Here is a 17,669-nt window from a genome sequence, read left to right as displayed (position 1 = left end):
GATGTCTCTACAGCCTCTCAAGCGACGGCGTGCCCCCCGAGGATCGGGTGAGCAACTCAGAGACGAAATCCTCGACGCCACCACGGAGTTGCTGCTCGAGACCGGCCACGCAAAGGCTGTGTCGATCCGGTCGGTGGCGCAGCGCGTCGGCGTCACACCGCCCTCGATCTATCTGCACTTCGCCGATAAGGACGCACTGCTGGATGCGGTGTGCGCGCGGTACTTCGAGAAGCTCGACGAGGAGATGCAGCGCGCCGTCGAGGATCAGCCGTCGACGGTCGAGGTGCTGCGCGCCCAGGGCTTGGCCTATGTCCGCTTCGCGACGCAGACCCCTGAGTTGTACCGCATCGCCACGATGGGGGAGGGCCGCCCCGGAAGCGACGTCGACATGACGTTGAACAGTTCTGCGTTTCAGCATCTGCAGAGTTCGGTGGAGAAGTTGATCGCCGAAGGCGTCTACCCGCCCGGTGATGCGACAACGGCCGCGCTGCAACTGCTGACCGCTGCGCACGGCGTTGCGGCCCTGTTGATCTCGAAGCCCTACCTGCCATGGGGCGACGTCGAGGAGTTCGCCGACCAGGCGCTGTCGTCGGCGTGCCTGGGCCATATCGTGCTCGGCCTCGTCGACGACGACACGACACCGCAGCAGACCGTTGAGTGGCTGCTGAAAGGCAAACGACCGGAAGGGAAGTCGTGACCGACGATACTGATACCACCGACAATCCGTTCTTCGCGCGGGTATGGACTTTTCTGTCGAACCACGAGACCGACGAAATCCAGCGGCTGCGCCGGGAGAACCTCGCGGGTCTGACGGGGCGCGTGCTGGAAGTCGGCGCGGGAACGGGGACGAACTTCGCGTATTACCCGGCGACGGTCACCGAGGTGGTTGCTGTGGAGCCTGAGCGGCGGCTGGCCCCGCAGGCGCGCGAAGCCGCGAAGAAGGCGCCGGTGCCGGTGACGGTGACGGTGGGAACCGTCGAGAAATTCCTCAGCGAGAGCGAACGCGAGCCGTTCGACGCGCTGGTGTGCTCGCTGGTGCTGTGTTCGATCGAAGACCCGGACAGCGTTCTGCGGCAGATGTTTTCGCTGGTGCGGCCCGGCGGCGAATTGCGCTTCCTCGAACACGTCGGCAGCCCCGGTTTTCGGGGTCGGCTGCAGAAGGTCGCCGACGCCACCATCTGGCCGAGGTTGATGGGTAACTGCCACACCCACCGCGACACCGAGGCGTCGATCGTCGGCGCCGGCTTCGCCGTTGAGGGCGCCCGCCGCGAGCCCGCCTTGCCGGCATGGCTGCCCACGCCCGTCGCGGAGTACACGATCGGCCGCGCGATCAAGCCCGCGAGCTGAGTGATTTCGGCGTGCTGAGTCGCGCTGCGCGCAACCGGCCACGCCGAAACCTCAGCCGAGGAGCGACGGTAGGCGCTGCAGCAGCGTCGGCAGCGCGGTGGCGGCCGATTCCCGCACCGAGACGGTCGCGGCGTCCGACAGCGGTGTGTGCTCGGGGTTGACCTCGATGACCGGAATACCGTTGGCCAACGCCAGTTCGGGCAGCCCGGCGGCAGGGTAGACGATCGACGACGTCCCGACCACGATGACAAGATCGGCGTTGGATACCGCTTCCACCGAGTTCTGCCAGGCATCCTCGGGCAATGGCTCGCCGAACCACACCACGTTGGGTCTGATCAGGCCACCGCACTCACACTGCGGCGGCGGCACCGTCTCGACCGGTTCGGGCATGGCGGGCAACTGGCCGCGGTACTGGCCTTGGCAACGGTCGCAACGGAATTCGAACAGGCTGCCGTGCAGATGGTGGACCCGCTGGCTGCCGGCACGCTCGTGCAGATTGTCGACGTTCTGCGTGACGACGTGCACCTCGGCGACCTCCTCCCAGGCCGCGACGGCGCGATGTCCGTTGTTCGGCGCCACGTCCTGCATGAGGTAGTGCCGCCACAGGTACCAGGCCCAGACCTTCTCCGGATGCCGGCGCCAGCCTTGTTCGCTGGAAATCTCATACGGGTCGACCTTTGCCCACAACCCCGTCTCGACGTCGCGAAACGTCGGAACACCGCTTTCGGCGGAGATACCCGCTCCGCTGAGGACCGTCAATTGCACCTCACCAAACTATCGCGGATGGGCAATACTGGGCACGTGGCCGATTTGGGGGAATGGGTTCAGGTTGATCCGCGTGCAAGCAAGCCGCTGTTCGATCAGTTGCGTGGTCAGATCATCGACGGAATCCGCAGCGGGAAGCTGCCACCGGGAACGCGGTTGCCGACGGTGCGCGAACTCGCCGGCCAGCTGGGCATGGCGGTCAACACCGTGGCCCGTGCCTACCGCGAGCTGGAATCGGCCGGGATACTCGAAACACGGGGTCGCTTTGGCACTTTCGTTGCCCGCACCGACCCCGCGGATGCGGCGATGGCCACGGCCGCACACACCTACGCGACGGCCGCCAAGGCGCTCGGCGTCGAGAAGGACGAGGCGCTGAAGTACGTCGAGGCGGCGTTCGACTAACCGAATTCGAGCAGGGTCATCACCGGGCGGACGTTGTCCAGCGCCGGCAACCGCTGAAGCGCCCACATCAGCGAGTTCAGCACTTTGCCTCGGCCGGGCACCATTGGCAGATCATGCACGGCACGGATGCCGGGGACCGTAATGACGAGGTTTGCGATTTCCGACGGCGACAATGTGAACGGCATCGGCGGCACCCGGTAGCGCAGCGAGGTGGGGGAGCCTCGGCGCATCCACGGCGCGAACAACGCGGGTGGAAGGTCGAACATCATCTGGCCGCCGGGGAAGCGTTCGGCGCATTCGCCGATCAGGCCGAGTGCCTCGTCGGGCTGCAGATACATCAGCAGCCCCTCGGCGGTGATGAATATCCCCTCGGACGGGTCCACGTGATCCATCCAGCTGTAGTCCAGCGCCGACTGGGCGCGCACCGACACGCGTTCCGACGGCGGTAGCAGCTGCTCGCGCAGCGCGATGATCGGCGGAAGATCTACAGTGAGCCAACGGAATTCATGGCCTACGTCGGCCTGGTCCAGCCGGTAGAAACTGGTTTGCAGGCCTTCGGCGAGGGCAACAACAATCGCCGACGGGTGGTCGCGCAGATAGCGGCGGGCGTACTTGTCGAAGGTCAGGGCGCGCAACGCCATGTCCTGGCGGCTGGTGTAGCCGAACTTGGCCCAGTCATAGTCGATCTCGTCGACGAGCTTGATCGCCATCGGATCGTCGATGATCGAGTCAGGTCTGCGCGCTTCCTTGGCGCGCACCAGCAGCGTCATCAGCGCCGTCTCCGAAACACCGCTGAGCGCCGAACCGTCCACCTTGCTCATTTGGTCACCTTGTCGAGTGTCCGCAGGTTGCGCGTGGTGGTCGACGACTTGTAGCGCTTCTTGCCCATGGTCTTGCCGATCGTGGTGTCCAGCGTCCCTTTGTTGGGCACCTGCCAGTAGATGACGCCGTCGCCGCGCTCGATCTTCTCGTCGGGACCGGCCTCCTTCGCCAACTCGGCCAGCTCATCGAGCACAGCTTCGTCGGTCACGAAGGTGACGTAGCTGTGGTATCCCTCGACGTCGCGTTCGAACGGATAGCTCTCCGATATCGCCTTCACCGTGTCCAGGTCGTAGGCCAACACCCACGCGTCGTAACCGAATTCGTCGCGCAGTGCCTTCTCCGCCTTCTTCCGAACGGCATCGACGCCGGCGCGGCTGTCCAACACGACGTTTCCGCTCGCAAGAATCGTCTTGACGTTGGCGAAGCCGGCCTTCTCCAATGCTGCGGCGACGTCGGCCATCTTGAGGTTGACGCCTCCGACGTTCACCCCGCGCAGAAATGCCGCGTAGCGCGTCACCCCGAAAGCCTCTGCAGAGTCTCACCGCTGATTACGGCCATGCGCTCATGGTAAATGGGCTGCGAAGCGACGTAGGCTCGGGTGATGGCACGCCACGTGTTCGACGACAAGCTGCTCGCGGTGATCAGCAACCACGCCCTGGGAGTGCTGGCCACGATCAAGCGTGACGGGCGGCCGCAGCTGTCCAACGTGTCGTATCACTTCGATCCGCGGAACCTCACCATTGCGGCGTCGATCACCGAGCCGCGGGCCAAAACCCGCAACCTGCGCCGCGACCCGCGGGCGTCCTTGCACGTCAGCTCCGACGACGGGTGGTCGTATGCGGTGGCCGAAGGCAACGCGATCCTGACCCCGCCGGCGGCCTCCGAGCACGACGACACCGTCGAGGCGCTGATCGCCCTGTACCGCAACATCGCCGGCGAGCATCCGGACTGGGACGACTACCGCCGGGCCATGGTCGACGACCGCCGTGTGGTGATGACGCTGCCGATCTCGCACCTGTACGGAATGCCGCCCGGCATGCGCTGAGCCGAGGAAAATCTCGCGACGGGCGCCAGACGCCGGGCTAGGCTGCGGCTATGGCTGAATCACCGGAAGACGACACGAAGCGGAAGTTCCGGGAGGCGCTGGCGAAGAAGAAGGAGCAGTCATCCGGCGGGGCCGACCATAAGGACGGCGGCAGGAAGCAGCCGAAGGCGCACGGCCCGGTCGAAAACCGGCGCGAGTTCCGCCGCAAGAGCGGCTAGCGGCACATCGCGCTCGCGGTGACCGTAGCCGGGCTGACCGACTTGTCGCTCGCCAGGAACCGCGCCCCGATTAGCGCGGCCAGCATCACTGTCACGCAATAGATTCCCGGCCCTTTCAGACCCCAGCCCACCGAGGCCAGCGTCGCGCGCCGGCCACGCACAGCAAGGCGCCGACGGTTGCACTGCGCGAACCCGGCTGTGCCACAAAGCCGCCGTCCCACAGCGGCAGCGGGTTGTTTTCCAGCGGACGCAGAAGGACGAACACCGTCGCGACGAGCGCGGCCATGATGAGCAGCTGCACGATGCTCAGCGCGACGAAACCGGGCGCGTCTGCGTGGTAGCGCGGATAGCCGAGGTAGTCGAACACCAGGTGCATCGTCAGCAGCGGCGGGATGTGCCACAGGTACAGAGTCATCGCCCCGTAGTTGCCGATCGCGGTCAGCCACATACCCGCGGCCGCTGCGCCCACCGCGCGATCGCCGGTGCGGCTGCAATAGCCAACGCGCACATCATTATTGCGTGACTCGCCAACAACAGCGACGGCGGCGTTATGTTCTTCAGGTGTTGGCTCTCAATGCCGACGAGGCTGAGCTCGTAGGGGCCGGCCCACATCAGCAGCAGGTTCACGACGAACATGCCCAGCCCCAGCGTCAGCGCCGCGCGCCCGGCGACCAAGCGTCGACGGTAAGCGACACCGAGCATGCCGGGGATCAACCACGCGACCAGGTTCAGATAGCCCAGGGCCGACGGTCCGCCGACGTTGACCCGGATAACGTCGACCGCCGCGATGAAGGCGTAGGCGCCCGCGACGGCACCGCATAGGCGGGTGGTCGTGGTGATGCGGGCCAGCAGCGGAACGGTCGCGAGCACGCAGACGTAGGCGCCGAGAAACCACAGCAGCTGAATGGAGACCCCGGCGACGGGTTCGTAGATGTGCTCGGGCAGGAAGTACCGAAGGATCGCCAGCGCGGAAACCCAGAACGCCAGGTAATAGAACACGGGCCGATACAGCCGGGTGCAGCGTCGCATCAGCCAGTTGCCCCAGCTCTGGTCCGGACGCCAACTGTCCACGCACGCCGCGACACCGGCGAAGAAGAACAGGGGCATGATCTGGAACACCCAGGTCAGTGCCTGGAAGACGACGGAGGCGGTGAGCAGATTGCTCCAGAGGAAGACGTCGTCGCGGATGGTGCTGGTTGCCATGATCGTGTGGCCGACGACAACGCCGACCAGGGACACAATCCGGATGACGTCGATGGCGCGGTCTCGTGTCGCGGGGGTGTTCGCCTCAACCTCAGCCGGGCTGGAAACATCGATGCAGCGGTCATGCCGCAAATTTAGGTGTGACCTGCACCGGAGGATTTGAGTAGAAGCACTCAAATGGCCGCGGCGGTGGTTTTACGGGCCTCCCTCAGCACGATCGCCACCAGGCACACGACGGCCAGCACCCCCACGCCGATGGAGAAGGAGACACCCGCCGTGCGCAGTCCCCACTGTTCGGCGGCCAGGCCTTCGCCGATCACCGGCAGAGAGATCGCCACGTAGGCGACAACGAAATACGCCGAGCTGATCTCGGCGCGCCGGCCCGGCGGCGTCAGGTCGGAGACCGCCGCCAGTCCGCGGCTGAAGCAGATGCCCTGACCGATACCGCCGACGATCGCCGCGGCCAGCAGACCCCACAACGACGACAACGCAAGTGCGGCAGCGAGAATGACCATGCCGACGACGAGGATCGCGCAGCCCACCACGACGGCGCGCTGCGGCGGGATGCGCCCGGCAAACAGTTGCGTTGCCGCCGAGGCAAAGAACACGGCCGACGCGACCGCGCCGGCGACCGCGTGATTGCCGACACCGACGACGTCCGACAGGAACGCCGGAGCCACCGATGCGAACAGTCCGGTGACGGCGAACCCCGCGAATGCGGCGAGGCCGGCGATGACGAACACTGCGCGGACTTCGGGAGGCACCGCCAGCCGTTGCAGCCCAACGCTTCCCGTGCGCTGCGAGGTTTCGGGCACCGCCACGACGGCGAGCGCGGCCAGCATCACCATGAGGATGTGCACGACGAAGGTCAGCTGCAGAGGGTCGGGTGCGTACTGGACGAGCAGACCGGCCAGCAGGGGTCCGCCGCCGAGGCCGCCGACATTGGCCGCGGTCGCCACCGCGGCCGCCCGGTTGTGCCACTTCGGCGGGGCGGCCTCGATGATCGCTGCGGTGGCGGTGCCGGTGAAAATCCCGGCCGAAAGGCCCGACAGCAGCCGACCCACCAACAGCACCGCCACCGAGTCAGCGGCGAGAAACACCGCGGCGCTGCCGAGCGCAAAGGCCGTCCCCGCCAGTAGAAGCGGCCGCCGTCCGATGGCGTCCGACCACCGGCCGAAGGCCAGCAGCGCCAACAGCACCCCGCCTGCATAGGTGGCGTAGATGACCGCGGTCGTCAGCACCCCGAAATGCATTCGGTCGCCGTAGAGCGCATACATCGGCGTGGGCAGCGTCGTGCCCACCATGATCGCGGCGAAGGCATACGACAACAGGGCGAACGCACGGCGGGATCGGGTATTGCGCACGTGACGTTGCAGCGTATGGGCCCGCGTGCGGTATTCCTCCGGTCGGTGTGATGTCAACGGCTACTGAACGGGGCAGGCGTACTTCTGGCCACGTCCATCACCCGCTGCTGTGCCCCGGGACCGACAACCCCTTGGGCGGCGAGTTTCATGTCGGTCTCCGAGGGGCGTAAACACCGGTCATCGCCTCCACGATCGCATAACCCGCCGCGCCAGACTGCCGAAACGGCCCGACCGCCGGCCACGGCCGATGGAGGGGCGGCGAATCGTCCTAAACTGGCCGGGTGCCCACACTGCAGCTCGCTCAGGATCCGGCGGCCGATGCGCTGCTGGAGTCCAACCCGTTCGCGCTTTTAGTCGGCATGTTGCTCGACCAGCAGATCCCGCTCGAGGTGGCCTTCGCCGGGCCGAAGAAGATCGCTGACCGCATGGGTGCGGTCGAGGCCCGCGAGATCGCCGACTACGACCCGGACAAGTTCGCTGCGCTGTGTGCCGAACGTCCTGCCGTGCATCGGTTTCCGGGGTCGATGGCCAAACGCATCCAGGCGTTGGCTCAGATCATCGTCGACCAGTACAACGGTGACGCCGCCGCGGTATGGGCTGCCGGTGACCCCGACGGCAAAGAGGTGCTGCGGAGGCTCAAGGAGCTGCCCGGCTTCGGTGACCAGAAGGCGCGAATCTTCTTGGCGCTGTTGGGCAAGCAATACGGCGTGACACCGAAGGGCTGGCGTGAGGTGGCCGGTGACTACGGCAAGGCGGGATCGCATCTTTCGGTCGCCGACATCGTCGACGCCGGCTCGCTGGAGAAGGTGCGGTCGTACAAGAAGCAGATGAAGGCGGCGGCGAAGGCCGCCAAGCAGGAGAACTAGAGCGGCGCGCCGTCGAACCGCTCTCGGGTGGCCAATTCGGCCACCGGTTTGCGCGTGAGCTTTTGCACCTGCTTGACCGGTTTACCGAGCGGTAGCAGCGCGGCGACGGCGTAGTCGTCCGGAATCCCGAGCAGTGCCTTCACCCGCGGTTCCTCGGCCACCGCGGCAGTGGTGAGCACGCCGCCGAACCCCTCGTTGCGGGCTGCCAGCAGGAGATTCCAGACGAACGGGTACACCGACGCGCCGGCGATCAGCCCGACGCGGTCCAGATGCTGGTCGAACGCCGCGACGACGTTGAGGTCGACGCAGACCACCAGCACCACCTCGGCGGTGCGCAGGGGCGACTGGCGGGGCACCTCGACGGCGTCGATCGTTTCGGCGTCAACTCCGCACGGCTGCAGCGGGTTCCACGGCCCTTCGCCGTTGCGAAGCTGAGCGATATAGCGCTTGGCGCCCGGGATCGTGCAGTCGATCAGTTCCTCGCGCGTGCGGGGGTCGCGGACGACGACGACGTGGTTGCCCTGGCGGTTGCCGCCGCTGGGCGCAAACCGCGCATTGCCGAGGATGCGTTGGAGAACCTCATCGGGCAGCGGATCGCCGGTGTACTCGCGGACCGCACCCGTCGTGCGCATGACGTCGTATAACTCCATGCCGTCCATCTTGACTGTGGGATCGTAGGGGTATGAAGACCCACCTGAACTGTCCCTGCGGCGAGGCGATCACCGGCAACGACGAGGACGATCTCGTCGAGAAGGCGCAAAAGCATCTCTCCGAGCAGCATCCCGGCCGCGAGTACGACCGGGACGCCATCCTCTTCATGGCCTACTGACCCGCCGAAGCTGGTGTCAGGGCACCACCGTCGAGCCGATGGTGGGCATGAACTGGCACTGCTTTTCGGTCGTGGTGACCTGACCGAAGATCGTCGACATGATGCTGCCCGAGCCCGTGTCGGCGACGACCGACAGCGTCGTTGGTCCCTCCGGATTGATATCGGGACGCGGCTTGAGCGTCGCGCTGCCCGACTTGCCGGTGGTCAGGTTGACCCACGTGACGTTCAACGGCAGCTTCTGCTCGGCCGCCGGTCCCGGTGTGCCGATGGCAGTGAACACGTAGGCCGTCTGCCCCGGGCCGACGCCCGGCGCCGGGATCTTGGCGGGCCCCGCCACCGAGATCGCGGTCGCCAGCACGTTACCGCCGTCCTTCAGGCACCCGTTGCTGATCGACGGATACAGGAAGTCCTGCGTCGTCGGGGCGTCAGGACCGAACTGCGGATTGGCCCCGGTGGCCCCCGCCTCGGGGGCAGGGGAGGCGCCCCCGGGGGTCGGGTCGGGTGACGGCACCGCGTGCGCAACCTCCGCCGCCGGAGCGGAAGCCGCCTCGGGCGCCGGTGCCGGAACTGCTTCCGGTGCGGGCCCGACGGCGTGTGCCGGATCGACACCGGCCGGCAGGTGGGCCGCCTCGCCCGGCACCGCACCCGGTGCCGGCACATGAGCGGCAGCGGGTTCGGCGACGAAGCTGTTGACGGCCGACGCCACGTTCTTCGAGTCCGTAGGAGCCGCGGAGTTGCCTGTGAACGCCGCCGCGGCCGCCATCAACGTCGACACCGCGTTGTACGGGTCGGCGGCCGCCTTCTGGACCGCCGGGCTGAGGCCCTCCATCGCCGACAACCCCGGTGCCTGAGTGGTGTCGATCGGCAGCGGCGCGACAGGCTCGGCGGTGGCGGTGCCTGCGGCACCCCACATCAGTGCTGCCGACGAGGCGACAGCGGCGGCGGTGGTGAACAACTTACGGGTCGATGACATGGCTTCTCCCAAGACTCGGTGGCGTTCGGCTGGGCTGTCTTACGGGGTCACGGCAGTGCGCTGAGCACTGACGCGGGCATGCCCGGCAGGGCAGCCGCTGCGGCCGGTGCCGCGGCGACGGGTGCAGGAGCGATGGCAAGAGGCGCCACGACCGTGGGAGCCGCCGCGGCAGGTGCCGCGGCCGCAGGTGCAGCAGAGCCGATGCCCGGCAACGACATTCCGGCCGGCAGCAGGTTCGCCAGGCCGGCGGGCACGCCGAGCTCGGACGGCAGCGAATTGGTCAGAGTGGACACCACGTTGCCCGGAGCGGCTGCGGGTGCGGCCGCGGGAGCGGCGGGTGCGGCCGCGGCCGGCAGAGCTGGGGCCTGCGGCAGCGTCAGCGACGCGGTGGCGCCGGGCGGAGGAGTGGCCGGTGCCGCCGCGGGGGCAGCCTTGCCCGACATGGTCGACGCGAGGGTCTGCATCAGCTGGGGAGCGGCCGCGCCGACGCTGGAGAGCTGGGTGAGCAGCTGGGCGCCGGGGTTCGCCGGCACTGGGGCCGGGGCGACGGGATCGGCGGAGGCCGTTGCGCTGAGTGACAGCGCGGTGACCGCGCCGGCGGCGGCGATCATGGTCGAGACAAACAGTTTCCGGGTGTTCATGGTTCTCCCAATCGTTTGATGGCGCGGGTCTAAGCCGAAGCTAGTTTGTTACTGCTGTGACTCAAGTGACACGTGTGGCGTTTATGCAACCGTTACGGGAGCGAAGGCTTTTGGTGACCGGTCGCTAGAGTCGGTCGGATAGACCTCACATCCGCCACGGCGAAGACAGTCCCGCGGCTGCCAGCGCGAATGGCGGCCGCGGCGCCGTTGCTTCTTGTCCTCAGCATCGCTGCGCGATTGGCATGGACCTACCTGGTGCCCAACGGCGCGAATTTCGTCGACCTTCACGTATACGTCGGCGGCGCAAGCGCTTTGGATTCGCCGGGCACGCTCTATGACTACGTATACGCCGATCAGACGCCGGACTTCCCGCTGCCGTTCACCTATCCCCCGTTCGCCGCCGTCGTCTTCTACCCGCTGCATCTGTTGCCGTTCGGCTTCGTCGCTTTCGCCTGGCAACTGGGCATCATCGCCGCGCTGTACGGCGTGGTGCGCATGAGCCAGCGCCTGTTGGTCGTCGAGGATGCCGCGCGCAGCCGGCGTGTCGCGATGCTGTGGACCGCGGTCGGCATCTGGCTGGAACCGCTGCGTAGCACGTTCGACTACGGCCAGGTCAACGTGCTGTTGGTGCTCGCGGTGTTGTACGCGGTCTACATCTCGCGGTGGTGGCTGTCGGGGCTGTTGGTCGGGCTTGCGGCGGGGGTGAAGCTGACTCCTGCTGTCAGCGGCCTGTACTTCCTCGGCGCGCGGCGCTGGGCGGCGGCGGCGTTCTCAGCGGTCGTCTTCCTCGCCACGATCGCGGTGTCGGCGATGGTCGTGGGTGACCAAACCCGTTACTACTTCACCGAACTGCTCGGCGACGCGCGGCGCGTCGGGCCCATCGGAACGTCGTTCAACCAATCCTGGCGCGGCGGCATCTCGCGGATTCTCGGCCACGACGCCGGATACGGGCCCATCGTGGTGGTTGCGATCGTCGTCACCGCCGTGCTGGCGTTGCTCGCGTGGCGAGCGATCAGTGATGACGACCGGCTGGGCCGGATCCTCGTCGTGCAGATGTTCGGCCTGCTGTTGTCGCCGATTTCGTGGACCCATCACTGGGTGTGGGTGCTGCCGCTGATGATCTGGCTGTTGCACGGCACGCTGCGGGGCCGGCGCGGCGCGCAGATCCTCGGGTGGAGTTGGTTGGCGCTGACCATCATCGGGGTGCCGTGGCTGCTCAGCTTCGCCCAGCCGACAATCTGGGAGATCAGTAGGCCGTGGTATCTGGCGTGGGCGGGGTTGATCTATATCGTGGCGACGTTGGTGACGCTTGGGTGGATCGCCTCTACTGCGCCGAGCCGACGATCCCGTCGATCTCCCTCGCCATCTCCAGATCCTTGTCCGTGATGCCGCCCTCGGAATGGGTGACGAGCGCGAAAGTCACTGTGCGCCAGCGGATATCGATGTCAGGGTGATGATCCTTCTGCTCGGCTCGTTCGCCCACCCGGCGCACGGCGTCGATGCCGTCGAGGAAAGCGGGGAACTTGATCGACCGGCGCAGCGCTCCGTCCTTGCGCTCCCAGCCATCTAGGTCGGGGAGTGCGGCGTCCACTTGTTCGTCCGATAACACAGCCATATTGAAACGGTATACCGTCAGCCGCAGTGCCGAATCAGATGCGAAACCAGATCGTCGTCGCCGGTGCACTCATCGCCGGATCGGCGCTATTGGTCGCCCAGCGTGCGCGGCCGCCGGAACTTGCCGGGCTGTGGGAACTGCCCGGCGGGAAGGTCGCCGCGGGGGAGAGCGACGCAAGCGGTCTGGCCCGCGAACTCCTCGAGGAGCTCGGCGTGGTGGTGACGGTCGGTGAGCAGCTGGGCACCGACGTCGCGTTGACCGAGACGACGACGCTGCGCGCCTACCGCGTCACCCACACCGGCGGCACGCTGAGCCCTATCGACCACCGTGCGTTGCGGTGGGTGACCGTCGACGAGCTGGAAAGCCTGCCGTGGGTGCCTGCCGATCGGGCATGGCTAGGTGATCTGGCCCAGGCGTTGCGCAAGCCGCACTAGCCCCGCGAAACGATATTCCGGCACGCTCGTTCTCGCTCTTTCGGTGCTGGAATTCCGTTTCGCGCCGTTAGTCTTCCCAGCCATGGGCGTGCTGCGGTTCATTTGGCAGGGCGTGCTGGCGTTCGACCGGATCGGTTCGCGCATTCCACAGTTGATCCAGATGTGGCTCGTTGAACTCTTCTTCGCGCTTCCACTGACGTTCTTCATCGCCAAGATCATCGATAGCCGCGGTGCGTTCGGCGTCCCGGGCACCGGTGAATCGATGCCGGGCGTCTTCTGGGCGGCGCTGGCGCTGTCATCGGTGTGCGGGTTCTTCTTCGTCAAGGGCTTGATCCGTCCGCGCGTCGTGCGCGGCACCTGGACGCCGATGGTGCACGCCGACGTCGGGCCGGTCACCGTCTACGGCGCAAACCGCCAGTGGACGACGAGCTATGACTATCTGACCAGCCACCCGTCGTACTCGCTGCTTCTGCTTCTCACCGCGCCGATTCCCGCGGTGATGTTCCTGGCCACTGCCAACCACGGCGACAGCACGTTCTATTGGCGGGTGGCCGGCATCGTCGGAATCGTCATCCTGGCGTTGATGGCGCTGGCGCGCGTATTGGCCTGGTACGTCTTCCGATTCGGTCGCAGACAACTAGACAGTCAGACCGCGGGCATGTCTCAGAGCAGGCTCGGCTGGGAGATCGCATGGAAACCCGTGCTGATGCTCATGGTTCTGGTCTACGCGATCGTCTGCATTCCGCTGGGATGGATGTGGTGGCAGGAGAAACGCACGATCGCCGCGCTGCCCGTCGTCACCGTCTCCGACACCGAGCACGCGGGCGAATACTTCCGCATCGAAGGATCCATGCTGTCCGACGCGGTGTACTGGGCTCCGCGGGGAACGGGTCGCGGCGGCAACAACTACTCCGGTGCCGGGGTGCTGATCGAATTGCCTTCCGGCGGTGAGGCATTGCTGTTGGCCGAGTCGCTCTCGGTGCCCGACTTCGTCGGGATGATGAAGGACACGCGGGCCGGCCGGCTCCAGGCGCAGGGCAAGATCATCGACTCGATCAGCGCCGACCAGGCGACGTACTACGGTTTCGACGAGTCAGCGTTTCCCGACCCGTCACCGGATGGCCGGGTGATGATGCTGCTGTCGTATCCCTAGACCGCAGGCTCAGTAGTGCAGCCGGTCGTCGAGCACGCGGACCCGGCTGGTCGAGCGCGGATGGTGCAGGGAGTACAGCGGATGTGTCAGCACGGGGTGGCGGCAATGCGGACAGGATGGGTCTGCCGTCTTCGCCGTCGTGAACGCCAAGTGGTGACATGCAGCACAGCGGACGACGAAGAACGCTCCCATCCAGTTGAGTAGTCCGAGATAGATCGCCGCCGTGGCCGCTGTCGCGATGACCGCGATCAAAACGATGGTCAGTACCTGATAAACCGACATATTCGCCACCTTCACGCTCGGCTGCCGGATAGCCCTACGGTACGCCTGGAAACCGGGACCGATCAGGACTTTCGGGCCCGCTTGAACACCTTCTGCAGCTGCTTGCCGCGGATCCCGTTGCGCTGCGCCTTCCGCACCTGATGCACGACTACTGGACATTTCTGGCAGCGCGGCTTGCTGCGGCAACATTTCTTCTTCGGTTTCAGGCCGGCGAGCTTGCTTGGCTTCAAGTGACGGGAGTCTCTCGTTTTCGTGATCGGCCGATGGCACTGAGACAATCACCGGCGTGGATTCTCGCCCTGATTTTCGCAACGTCGCCATCGTGGCACACGTCGACCATGGGAAGACGACCCTGGTCGACGCGATGCTGCGGCAGTCAGGGGCGCTGACGCACCGCGGCGACGACGCCACCGAGCGAATCATGGACTCGGGTGACCTGGAGCGCGAGAAGGGCATCACGATCCTGGCGAAGAACACCGCCGTGCACCGCCACCACCCCGACGGCAGCGTCACCGTCATCAACGTCATCGACACCCCCGGCCACGCCGACTTCGGCGGTGAGGTGGAACGCGGCCTGTCCATGGTCGACGGGGTGCTGCTCCTGGTCGACGCCTCGGAGGGGCCGCTGCCGCAGACCCGGTTCGTGCTACGTAAGGCGCTGGCCGCCCACCTGCCGGTGATTCTGGTGGTCAACAAGACCGACCGGCCGGATGCGCGCATCGCCGAAGTGGTTTCCGACAGCCATGACCTGTTGCTCGACGTGGCGTCCGACCTTGACGAAGAGGCGCAGAAGGCGGCCGAGAACGCGCTGGGGTTGCCGACGCTCTACGCATCCGGCCGCGCGGGCATTGCCAGCACGACCCAGCCGGCCAACGGCGAGAACCCCGACGGCGAGAACCTCGACCCGCTGTTCGACGTGCTGTTGGAACACATCCCGCCGCCGCAGGGCGATCCCGACGCGCCGTTGCAGGCGTTGGTGACCAACCTCGACGCGTCGGCGTTCCTGGGCAGGCTGGCGCTGATCCGCATCTACAAGGGCCGGATTCGCAAGGGGCAACAGGTCGCCTGGATGCGGGAGGTCGACGGCCACCCGGTGATTACCAACGCCAAGATCACCGAGCTGCTGGTGACCGAGGGCGTAGACCGGACGTCGACGAATGAGGCCGTCGCGGGCGACATCGTCGCCGTGGCGGGGCTGCCCGAAATCATGATCGGTGACACGCTGGCCGACCCGGACCACGCGCATGCCCTGCCGCGGATCACGGTCGACGAGCCGGCGATCTCGGTCACGATCGGCACCAACACCTCGCCGCTGGCGGGCAAGGTCTCCGGGCACAAACTGACCGCCCGGATGGTGAAGAACCGGCTGGATGCCGAGCTGGTTGGCAATGTGTCGATCAAGGTCGTCGACATCGGCAGACCGGACGCCTGGGAGGTGCAGGGTCGCGGCGAGCTGGCGCTGGCCGTGCTCGTCGAGCAGATGCGCCGGGAGGGTTTCGAGCTGACGGTCGGCAAGCCGCAGGTGGTCACGCGCATGATCGACGGCAAGCTCCACGAGCCGTTTGAAGCCATGACGATCGACTGCCCGGAGGAGTATGTCGGGGCCATCACGCAGTTGATGGCGGCGCGCAAGGGCCGGATGGAAGAGATGACCAACCACGCCGCGGGGTGGGTGCGAATGGATTTCATCGTGCCGAGCCGCGGGCTGATCGGCTTCCGCACCGACTTCCTCACCGAGACGCGGGGCACCGGCATCGCCAACGCGGTGTTCGACGGCTACCGCCCATGGGCGGGGGAGATCCGGTCGCGGCACACCGGATCGCTGGTGTCCGACCGCAGCGGCACGATCACTCCGTTTGCGTTGATTCAGTTGGCCGACCGCGGCACGTTCTTCGTCGAGCCCGGGCAGGACACCTATGCGGGTCAGGTGGTGGGTATCAACCCGCGCCCCGAGGACCTGGACATCAACGTCACCCGCGAGAAGAAGCTGACCAACATGCGGTCCTCGACCGCGGATGTCATTGAGACACTTGCCAAACCGATCGAGCTCGATCTCGAGCGGGCGATGGAGTTCTGCGCGACAGACGAGTGCGTCGAGGTGACGCCGGAGGTCGTGCGGGTACGCAAGGTCGAACTGGACGCAACGGTCCGGGCCCGCAGTCGAGCCCGGGCGAAAGCGCGGGGCTAGTTCGTCGATGACGAAAAGCCGGCCACGGAATGCGTGGCCGGCTCTTCAATCTGCCCCGATTATTTGGTGTTGTCTGCGCTGGTATCGGCCTTTGGCTTCGCAGCCGGCTTCTTGTCGTCGAGCGAGGTCAGCTTCTGCACCCTGCGCTCGAACTTGTCCGCCGCAGCCTTGATCTCGTTGCGGGTGTTTTTGACCGTCGTGTTGAGTGAAACTCTCTGCTGCGTGTTCGTGGTGCGCGCAACGTTGTTCGCCACCTTGTTCGTCTCGTCGCCTGTGACGGGGTTCACTCCGAGCGCACCTGCGACGACCTTGCGGACGTTATCACGAGGCGCCAGAAGGACATTGCCGCGGAATTTCGAAATCGCGCTTCCGTCCATCTTCGCGGGGTCGGTCTCCGGATCTCCTCCGATCGGCTTGGGCAGCACATCGTCAGCGGCGAAGACGATCGGATCGGCCACGTAATTCGGCCCGTCGATGTAGGCCTGCAACGCCTTGTACAGATCTGTGTTGTCGCCTTCGAAACTCTTCTGCAGACCCTGCGCGACCGCCACGAGTCCCAGCGGCGCCGAAACAGCGCTCTGGGCCGCACGTACGCCGGACATCGCGAGGCCGGCTCCAACGCGGGCAGCGGCATAGGTCGGACTTACGTCATTGCCAGCGGTGCCCACGCCGAGGGCGTCTTCAATGGCTGCGTTGATGTCGTCTCGTCCCTGGACGAGGACTGCAGCACGGAACTGCGAAATAGCGCTGTCGGGGTCCGGCGTCGTGGGTTCGTTGGCGTCGTCACCGCCGATGGGCTCCGGGAGCAGATCGTCCAGCGCGTAGATCGCGGGGTCGACGGCCCACAGCGGGCCGTCGACGATCTGAGACAAGGCGCCCTGTGCGTCGGTGTTCTTGCCCTGGGCGAGCGCCGCTGCGGCCGTTGCCAGGCCGATCGGCGTGGTCGCAAGGCCGGTGACGCCGCGCTGTGCCGACAAAGCAAACAGCGCCGGCACGCCCTGGTCGTACGCGGCGAGTTGCACATCGGCTTCCGCCGCCTTGACCACTTCCGGCGCCTGCTGGGCGACCGGCGAAGCCGCCACCACGCCGACGCCGACAAGCGCAACGCCAGCGGTCACTGCGCCTTGGACACGTTCCTTCATGGTCCCCCTCGTGAGTTAGTCGTGGAGCTGTCCCCAACTTGCGGGGAGCCTATGCTGTGAATCGATTCAGAACAAGTTTGCTGAGTAAAATTTGCGTTTTTCGTACAGGGAGCCGGGACGGGCGGTCGGCAACTGACTTGACCGGGCCTTGTTGCGCACGGTGGCACCCTAAACTACGACCCGCGACGGTTGTATTCATTTCGCCTATTTTCAGTGGCAGAGGCTCACGGATTGGTCAGGAGCCGCGGAGGGGCAGCGAAGTCTGGGGGCAGTCGGCCCCCGTCGGGCGGCCTCGGCGCACGGTATTTTCGAACGCAAACAGTGCCTCGCGGCGCTGCGATACCAGTCAGCAAACTATGTTTGCTATGACGGTGACGTAA

21 protein-coding genes and 2 pseudogenes are annotated in these 17,669 nt (G+C 66.3%); 11 read left to right on the top strand and 12 right to left on the bottom strand.

Annotated elements, in window-relative coordinates:
• Position 1: 1 nt before the first annotated feature.
• Positions 2–697 carry a TetR/AcrR family transcriptional regulator gene (locus tag A5651_RS13970; RefSeq protein WP_066981436.1) on the top strand — a complete coding sequence of 232 codons (696 nt, stop codon included), beginning with the start codon at positions 2–4 and terminating at the stop codon, positions 695–697.
• Positions 694–1,347 carry a class I SAM-dependent methyltransferase gene (locus tag A5651_RS13965; RefSeq protein ID WP_066981433.1) on the top strand — a complete coding sequence of 218 codons (654 nt, stop codon included), beginning with the start codon at positions 694–696 and terminating at the stop codon, positions 1,345–1,347. Before A5651_RS13970 ends, A5651_RS13965 begins: the two co-directional genes overlap by 4 nt.
• 51 nt (positions 1,348–1,398) lie before the next feature.
• Here the strand turns inward: A5651_RS13965 and A5651_RS13960 are convergent, their stop codons facing one another.
• A complete protein-coding gene (locus A5651_RS13960; protein WP_066981430.1) occupies positions 1,399–2,112 on the bottom strand; it encodes an NAD-dependent deacylase in 714 nt (237 codons plus the stop codon).
• 36 nt (positions 2,113–2,148) lie between these two features.
• Here A5651_RS13960 and A5651_RS13955 point away from each other — a divergent pair, with 36 nt between their 5' ends.
• Positions 2,149–2,514 carry a GntR family transcriptional regulator gene (locus A5651_RS13955; protein WP_066981427.1) on the top strand — a complete coding sequence of 122 codons (366 nt, stop codon included), beginning with the start codon at positions 2,149–2,151 and terminating at the stop codon, positions 2,512–2,514.
• Here the strand turns inward: A5651_RS13955 and A5651_RS13950 are convergent.
• Both A5651_RS13950 and A5651_RS13945 read right to left on the bottom strand, forming a co-directional pair.
• Positions 2,511–3,335 (bottom strand): class I SAM-dependent methyltransferase, encoded by an 825-nt coding sequence (locus tag A5651_RS13950; protein WP_066981424.1) that lies wholly within the window; start codon positions 3,333–3,335, stop codon positions 2,511–2,513. The two genes, A5651_RS13955 and A5651_RS13950, sit on opposite strands and share 4 nt — an antisense overlap.
• Positions 3,332–3,853, bottom strand: a complete 522-nt coding sequence (locus tag A5651_RS13945; protein ID WP_066981421.1) for a DUF1697 domain-containing protein — start codon at positions 3,851–3,853, stop codon at positions 3,332–3,334. The genes A5651_RS13950 and A5651_RS13945 overlap by 4 nt, the downstream gene beginning before the upstream one ends.
• An 84-nt stretch (positions 3,854–3,937) precedes the next feature.
• Between A5651_RS13945 and A5651_RS13940 the strand changes: the two genes are divergently transcribed.
• Complete coding sequence (locus tag A5651_RS13940; protein ID WP_066981419.1) at positions 3,938–4,381, top strand: PPOX class F420-dependent oxidoreductase; 444 nt, start codon at positions 3,938–3,940, stop codon at positions 4,379–4,381.
• A gap of 50 nt (positions 4,382–4,431) precedes the next feature.
• Positions 4,432–4,599, top strand: a complete 168-nt coding sequence (locus A5651_RS25395) for a DUF5302 domain-containing protein (protein WP_156662897.1) — start codon at positions 4,432–4,434, stop codon at positions 4,597–4,599.
• Here A5651_RS25395 and A5651_RS13935 read toward each other — a convergent pair.
• The 3 genes and pseudogenes from A5651_RS13935 to A5651_RS26010 all read right to left on the bottom strand — a co-directional run.
• Positions 4,596–5,916 (bottom strand): annotated as a pseudogene (locus A5651_RS13935) (acyltransferase). The gene A5651_RS25395 and the pseudogene A5651_RS13935 sit on opposite strands and share 4 nt — an antisense overlap.
• A 59-nt stretch (positions 5,917–5,975) precedes the next feature.
• On the bottom strand, positions 5,976–7,166 hold the full coding sequence (locus A5651_RS13930) for an MFS transporter (RefSeq protein ID WP_066981416.1): 1,191 nt from the start codon (positions 7,164–7,166) through the stop codon (positions 5,976–5,978).
• A 60-nt stretch (positions 7,167–7,226) separates the two neighbouring features.
• A pseudogene (locus A5651_RS26010) lies at positions 7,227–7,312 on the bottom strand (DUF732 domain-containing protein); the annotation flags it as partial.
• A gap of 135 nt (positions 7,313–7,447) precedes the next feature.
• On the opposite strand from A5651_RS26010, the gene A5651_RS13925 reads away from it, so the two are divergent.
• A complete protein-coding gene (locus A5651_RS13925) occupies positions 7,448–8,032 on the top strand; it encodes an HhH-GPD-type base excision DNA repair protein (RefSeq protein ID WP_066981412.1) in 585 nt (194 codons plus the stop codon).
• Here A5651_RS13925 and A5651_RS13920 read toward each other — a convergent pair.
• A complete protein-coding gene (locus A5651_RS13920) occupies positions 8,029–8,682 on the bottom strand; it encodes a nitroreductase family protein (RefSeq protein WP_066981536.1) in 654 nt (217 codons plus the stop codon). The two genes, A5651_RS13925 and A5651_RS13920, sit on opposite strands and share 4 nt — an antisense overlap.
• Before the next feature lie 32 nt (positions 8,683–8,714).
• Between A5651_RS13920 and A5651_RS13915 the strand changes: the two genes are divergently transcribed.
• Positions 8,715–8,861 carry a DUF1059 domain-containing protein gene (locus A5651_RS13915; RefSeq protein ID WP_066981409.1) on the top strand — a complete coding sequence of 49 codons (147 nt, stop codon included), beginning with the start codon at positions 8,715–8,717 and terminating at the stop codon, positions 8,859–8,861.
• A 16-nt stretch (positions 8,862–8,877) separates the two neighbouring features.
• Here the strand turns inward: A5651_RS13915 and A5651_RS13910 are convergent, their stop codons facing one another.
• Entirely contained in the window at positions 8,878–9,834 is a 957-nt protein-coding gene (locus tag A5651_RS13910) for a hypothetical protein (RefSeq protein ID WP_066981403.1), read from the bottom strand.
• Positions 9,835–9,881: 47 nt separating this feature from the next.
• Entirely contained in the window at positions 9,882–10,475 is a 594-nt protein-coding gene (locus A5651_RS13905) for a hypothetical protein (RefSeq protein WP_066981401.1), read from the bottom strand.
• Between the two features lie 189 nt (positions 10,476–10,664).
• On the opposite strand from A5651_RS13905, the gene A5651_RS13900 reads away from it, so the two are divergent.
• Complete coding sequence (locus tag A5651_RS13900; protein ID WP_066981398.1) at positions 10,665–11,861, top strand: mannosyltransferase; 1,197 nt, start codon at positions 10,665–10,667, stop codon at positions 11,859–11,861.
• Here A5651_RS13900 and A5651_RS13895 read toward each other — a convergent pair.
• A complete protein-coding gene (locus A5651_RS13895) occupies positions 11,800–12,090 on the bottom strand; it encodes a 4a-hydroxytetrahydrobiopterin dehydratase (RefSeq protein ID WP_066981395.1) in 291 nt (96 codons plus the stop codon). The genes A5651_RS13900 and A5651_RS13895 overlap by 62 nt on opposite strands.
• 38 nt (positions 12,091–12,128) lie before the next feature.
• On the opposite strand from A5651_RS13895, the gene A5651_RS13890 reads away from it, so the two are divergent.
• Together A5651_RS13890 and A5651_RS13885 are read left to right on the top strand one after the other, a co-directional pair.
• The gene (locus A5651_RS13890) at positions 12,129–12,524 is read left to right on the top strand and encodes a (deoxy)nucleoside triphosphate pyrophosphohydrolase (protein WP_066981533.1); all 396 of its coding nucleotides are present in this window, start codon (positions 12,129–12,131) and stop codon (positions 12,522–12,524) included.
• Positions 12,525–12,606: 82 nt separating this feature from the next.
• Positions 12,607–13,677 carry a hypothetical protein gene (locus A5651_RS13885; RefSeq protein WP_066981392.1) on the top strand — a complete coding sequence of 357 codons (1,071 nt, stop codon included), beginning with the start codon at positions 12,607–12,609 and terminating at the stop codon, positions 13,675–13,677.
• A gap of 9 nt (positions 13,678–13,686) precedes the next feature.
• On the opposite strand, the gene A5651_RS13880 is transcribed toward A5651_RS13885, so the two are convergent.
• Positions 13,687–13,959 carry a hypothetical protein gene (locus A5651_RS13880; protein ID WP_066981530.1) on the bottom strand — a complete coding sequence of 91 codons (273 nt, stop codon included), beginning with the start codon at positions 13,957–13,959 and terminating at the stop codon, positions 13,687–13,689.
• 286 nt (positions 13,960–14,245) lie between these two features.
• Here A5651_RS13880 and typA point away from each other — a divergent pair, with 286 nt between their 5' ends.
• Positions 14,246–16,147 carry a translational GTPase TypA gene (typA, locus tag A5651_RS13875; protein ID WP_066981389.1) on the top strand — a complete coding sequence of 634 codons (1,902 nt, stop codon included), beginning with the start codon at positions 14,246–14,248 and terminating at the stop codon, positions 16,145–16,147.
• A 59-nt stretch (positions 16,148–16,206) separates the two neighbouring features.
• On the opposite strand, the gene A5651_RS13870 is transcribed toward typA, so the two are convergent.
• Positions 16,207–17,289, bottom strand: coding sequence for a hypothetical protein (locus A5651_RS13870; RefSeq protein ID WP_066981386.1), 1,083 nt, complete (start codon positions 17,287–17,289; stop codon positions 16,207–16,209).
• Between the last annotated feature and the right edge of the window lie 380 nt (positions 17,290–17,669).

This window comes from Mycobacterium sp. 1274761.0 (assembly GCF_001668615.1).
GTDB lineage: Bacteria > Actinomycetota > Actinomycetes > Mycobacteriales > Mycobacteriaceae > Mycobacterium.
Note: the sequence above shows the minus strand (reverse complement) of the source record. Positions and strands in the feature narration are given on the sequence as shown.